Origin of the sequence: Streptomyces sp. CNQ085 (assembly GCF_022614595.1) — a bacterium.
In the GTDB taxonomy this organism is placed as follows: domain Bacteria; phylum Actinomycetota; class Actinomycetes; order Streptomycetales; family Streptomycetaceae; genus Streptomyces.
The window spans coordinates 10932-14336 of sequence record NZ_JAJFAU010000050.1 but is presented as its reverse complement, the minus strand read 5'-3'; the positions used below and the strand labels follow the sequence as shown (position 1 = coordinate 14336).

At 70.0% G+C, this 3405-nt stretch carries 6 protein-coding genes; 4 read left to right on the top strand and 2 right to left on the bottom strand.

Going from position 1 to position 3405, the window contains the following annotated elements:
* Positions 1 to 61: 61 nt before the first annotated feature.
* Both LJ221_RS11365 and LJ221_RS11360 read right to left on the bottom strand, forming a co-directional pair.
* Positions 62 to 352: an MTH1187 family thiamine-binding protein gene (locus tag LJ221_RS11365; protein ID WP_241715931.1), complete on the bottom strand. Its 291-nt coding sequence runs from the start codon at positions 350 to 352 to the stop codon at positions 62 to 64.
* A complete protein-coding gene (locus LJ221_RS11360; RefSeq protein ID WP_241715929.1) occupies positions 349 to 723 on the bottom strand; it encodes a DUF3817 domain-containing protein in 375 nt (124 codons plus the stop codon). The genes LJ221_RS11365 and LJ221_RS11360 overlap by 4 nt, the downstream gene beginning before the upstream one ends.
* A gap of 85 nt (positions 724 to 808) precedes the next feature.
* Here LJ221_RS11360 and LJ221_RS11355 point away from each other — a divergent pair, with 85 nt between their 5' ends.
* From LJ221_RS11355 to LJ221_RS11340, 4 genes are all read left to right on the top strand, one after another.
* Positions 809 to 1447, top strand: a complete 639-nt coding sequence (locus tag LJ221_RS11355) for an AIM24 family protein (RefSeq protein ID WP_241715927.1) — start codon at positions 809 to 811, stop codon at positions 1445 to 1447.
* A complete protein-coding gene (locus LJ221_RS11350; RefSeq protein WP_241715925.1) occupies positions 1447 to 2097 on the top strand; it encodes an AIM24 family protein in 651 nt (216 codons plus the stop codon). The genes LJ221_RS11355 and LJ221_RS11350 overlap by 1 nt, the downstream gene beginning before the upstream one ends.
* On the top strand, positions 2094 to 2864 hold the full coding sequence (locus LJ221_RS11345) for an AIM24 family protein (protein WP_241715923.1): 771 nt from the start codon (positions 2094 to 2096) through the stop codon (positions 2862 to 2864). The genes LJ221_RS11350 and LJ221_RS11345 overlap by 4 nt, the downstream gene beginning before the upstream one ends.
* Positions 2865 to 2930: 66 nt before the next feature.
* Positions 2931 to 3405, top strand: a 475-nt coding sequence (locus LJ221_RS11340; RefSeq protein WP_241715921.1) for a MarR family winged helix-turn-helix transcriptional regulator, incomplete at its 3' end; no start/stop codon positions are given.

Here is a 3405-nt window from a genome sequence, read left to right as displayed (position 1 = left end):
CCCCCCCCCCCCCCCCCCCCCCCCCCCCCCCCCCCCCGGGGTGGGAGGGGAGGGGAGGCAGTCAGCCCAGATGCCGCTCGACGGTGGCGACCTTGGAGGTCAGACCGTCGGTGACCCCGGGGCGGACATCGGCCTTGAGGACAAGCGAGACGCGCGGCGCCCGGGCCTCGACGGCGGCCACCGCCCGCCGAACCACCTCCATGCACTCCTCCCACTCGCCCTCGACCGAGGTGAACATCGCGTCGGTGCGGTTGGGCAGCCCCGACTCGCGGACCACCCGCACCGCGTCGGCGACGTACTCCCCCACGTCCTCGCCCACCCCCAGCGGGGTGACGGAGAAGGCGAAGATCACGCGTCCACCGCCCCCGTACGGGGCCGCTCTTCCTGCCCGGCCCGCTCGGCACGGGCCCGGGCGGCGATCACGCTCGCCTCGGCCTCGCGGCGCAGCAGCCTGTCGGCGTAGAAACCGCCGCCGGGCAGCACCGAGCACGCGAAGTAGAGCGCGGCGCGGCTCATCGGCCACCTGGCGCGGTTCCAGGCGTCCAGCCAGAAGATCAGGTAGAGCACGAAGAGGGCGCCGTGGACGGCGCCCATCACCGGTACCGCGTTGAACTCGGTCGTGCGCTTGAGCACGGAGCACACCAGAAGCAGCAGGAAGGAGACTGCCTCCGGGGTGGAGACGAGCCGGAGGCGGCGGAGCGCCGAAGCGGTCTTGAGGTCCACGGGAGATCCTTTGTGAAGGGATGCACAAGCTCTGTCATTGTGGCAGGTCTCCCGTCGGGCGCCCGTGTCCGGGTAGATTCGAGCCGTGGCTCAGTTCCGACTCCAAGGCGGCAAGGTCCTCGCCGTCGACCTGGCAGGCGACACGGTGAGGGCGAAGAACGGCTCGATGGTCGCCTACGACGGCCGGATGGCCTTCAAGAAACTCACCGGCGGCGGTGAGGGCCTGCGCGGCATGGTCACCCGCCGCCTCACCGGCGAGCAGATGGAGATGATGGAGGTGAAGGGGCAGGGCACCTGTTACTTCGCCGACCGCGCGAGCGACATCGGCCTGGTGGCGCTCCAGGGGCAGAAGCTCCATGTGGAGTCCAGCAACCTGCTGTGCGCCGACGGCTCCCTGCGCACCGGCACCACCTTCACCGGGCTGCGCGGCGCCTCGCAGGGCAACGGCCTGTTCACCACCACCGTCGAGGGCACCGGCACGGCGGCACTGATGTCGGACGGTCCGGCAGTGGTGCTGCGCGTCACGCCGCAGACGCCGCTCCAGGTGGACCCGGGGGCGTACGTGGCCCACACCGGCGATCTGCGGCAGGAGTTCCAGACGGGCGTGAACTTCCGGACCTTCATGGGCGAGGGGTCGGGCGAGTCCTTCCAGATCCGCTTCGAGGGCGAAGGGCTGGTCTACGTCCAGCCCAGCGAGCGGAACACGATCGGCGGTGACATCTGATGCCGTTCCGGGAGATCGGCTCCAAGATGGTCGAGGCCCGGGTGGCGCCCGGGCAGCGGATGTTCAGCCAGCGCGGCGCGATGATCGCGTACAGGGGCGAGGTCTCCTTCACGCCCAGCATCCAGGGCGGTCAGGGCGGCATCGGCTCGATGATCGGGCGGCGGCTGGCCGGCGAGGCGACCGCGCTGATGACGGTCGAGGGCGACGGCACGGTGCTGTTCGGCCACGGCGGCCACCACGTCGAGGTGGTCGAACTGTCCGGCGACACCCTCTGCGTGGAGGCCGACCGGCTGCTCGCCTTCGACGGGACGCTGGAGCAGGGCACGATGTTCATGGGCTCCCAGGGCGGGGTCATGGGCATGGTGCGCGGCCAGGTGACCGGACAGGGGCTGTTCACCACGACGCTCTCCGGACACGGCTCGGTGGCCGTGATGGCCCACGGCGGGGTGATCCGGCTCCCGATCACTCCGGGCCGCCCCGTTCACGTCGACCCGCAGGCGTACGTCGCCCACCACGGGGACGTACGCAACAAGCTCTCCACGGCGCTCGGCTGGCGGGACATGGTCGGGCGCGGCTCGGGCGAGGCGTTCCAGCTGGAGCTGTCCGGGCAGGGTGAGGTGTTCGTACAGGCCAGCGAGGAGAAGCTTTGAACGGTCCGATCGTCCACGACGCCCACACACTGCCGTCCAACGACAACGTCAACCCCTACACGTTCTGCGTGGACCTGTCGGACCGGTGGTTCCTGCAGAAGGGGAAGATGATCGCCTACTACGGGCAGATCACCTTCAACGGCATCGGCCACGGCCCCCTGGACCGGCTGATCGCCGCCAGTTTCCACTCCCCGCTGCACGCCTCGGACTGGGTGGTCGCCGAGGGCAGGGGCAGGATGCTGCTCGCCGACCGGGCCTTCGACGTCAACTCCTACGACCTTCAGGACGGCAACCTCACCATCCGCTCGGGCAATCTGCTGGCCTTCGAGCCGAGCCTGGCTCTGAAGCAGTCGATCGTGCCCGGCTTCGTGACGCTGCTGGGGACGGGAAAGTTCGTGGCGGCCTCCAACGGCGAGGTGCACTTCGTGGAACCGCCGGTCCGGGTCGATCCGCAGGCGCTGGTCGGCTGGGCGGACTGTCCCTCGCCCTGCCACCACTACGACCACCAGTACATGCGCGGCGTGCTCGGAGGACTGCGGGCGATGACCGGGATCGGCGGTGTCTCCGGCGAGGAGCACCAGTTCGACTTCACCGGGGCGGGCACGGTGCTGATCCAGTCGACCGAGGTGCTGATGGAGGAGCGGGACGCGGGCGCCCCGCCCCCGTCGCAGCCCGGCGTTCCCGGTGCCGGCGGCGGGCACGGCGGCCAGCAGATGCCACAGCTTCCCGGGCAGTTGGGCGGCATCCAGCGCCGCTTCGGACTGTGAAAGGAGCGCTTCCCTCGGTGAGATCGGCGGTGAGAGCGCTCCCGGCCGCCGGGTAGAGTCCGGAGCATGGAGAGCGACAGGGAAACCCGCTGGCTGAGCGGAGAGGAGCAGCGCGCCTGGCGCGTCCACCTCGACGTCAACAGGCTCCTCACGCACCAACTGGAGCGGGACCTCCAGCCGTTCGGGCTGACCATGAACGACTACGAGATCCTGGTGAATCTCTCCGAGTCGGACGGCCACCGGATGCGTATGAGCGATCTGGCCGCCGCCACCCTGCAGTCCAAGAGCCGCCTGTCCCACCAGATCACCCGCATGGAGAAGGCCGGACTGGTGTGCCGGGAGAACTGCGAGTCCGACAGACGCGGGCTGTTCGCGGTGCTGACCGAGCACGGCTGGAAGACGACGCGCGAGGTGGCGCCGCACCTTCTCGATCGCATTCATCCTGCGGACCATGTCGATCTGCGCGCGGATCATCGTGTCGAACAGGGCCTCCGGATCGCCGTCGGGTCCGGCGTTCGCAGCCAGCAGCGAGGCGACTTGG

Bases quoted from the DNA above. Each gene is read 5' to 3' on its own strand.
- LJ221_RS11350 (WP_241715925.1), top strand. From the start codon at position 1,447: ATGCCGTTCCGGGAGATCGGCTCCAAGATGGTCGAGGCCCGGGTGGCG.